Here is an 802-nt window from a genome sequence, read left to right as displayed (position 1 = left end):
AGCAGAGGTCGAAGTAGTTGGGGGTAGCGCCGGCAAGGCTCGAATCCGCCGACGAAGGACCGAACGAGAGGGAGTGTCCGAAGCCATGTCGATACCGAAGGCAATGCGTCAGAAGCCCGCGCGAGCGGGGCGAGCGGGGGTAGTGGACGGTGAAGCCGGCCGTGAACCCGTCTGCGACGAAGCCGGCGGTCCGCGACGGGGAACGGAGGGCACAGGGTCGGCGCTGCTGGCAGCGGCGCTGACGCGAGAGAACCTGAAGCAGGCGTTCAGACGGGTCAGACGCAACAAGGGTGCCGCTGGCGTGGATGGTCTGGACATCGACCAGACCGCCCGCCATCTGGTGACGGCATGGCCGATGATTCGCGAGCAACTGCTCAAGGGGACGTACCGGCCCAGTCCGGTACGGCGGGTCACGATACCGAAGCCGGATGGAGGAGGCGAGCGCGAGCTCGGTATCCCGACGGTGACGGACCGGCTGATCCAGCAGGCGCTATTGCAGGTGTTGCAACCAATGCTGGACCCCACCTTCAGCGAGCACAGCTACGGCTTCCGTCCCGGGCGGCGTGCGCAAGATGCGGTGCTAGCCGCACAGTCGTACGTGCAATCGGGGCGGCGAGTGGTGGTGGACGTGGACTTGGAAAAATTCTTTGACCGGGTCAACCACGACATCCTGATTGACCGTCTACAGAAGCGCATCGAGGACGCGGGAGTCATCCGGCTGATCCGGGCGTATCTGAACAGCGGGCTGATGGATGGCGGGGTAGTGCTGCAACGGCACGAGGGCACGCCGCAAGGCGGGCCA

At 65.5% G+C, this 802-nt stretch carries 1 protein-coding gene; it reads left to right on the top strand.

All coding sequences use genetic code 11. The features are described 5' to 3' along the window. Positions 1-85: 85 nt before the first annotated feature. On the top strand, positions 86-802 hold a 717-nt coding region (locus J8I34_RS34235; RefSeq protein WP_245176361.1), incomplete at its 3' end, for a reverse transcriptase domain-containing protein.

Origin of the sequence: Cupriavidus phytohabitans (genome assembly GCF_017815025.1) — a bacterium.
In the GTDB taxonomy this organism is placed as follows: Bacteria; Pseudomonadota; Gammaproteobacteria; order Burkholderiales; family Burkholderiaceae; genus Cupriavidus.
Note: the sequence above shows the minus strand (reverse complement) of the source record. Positions and strands in the feature narration are given on the sequence as shown.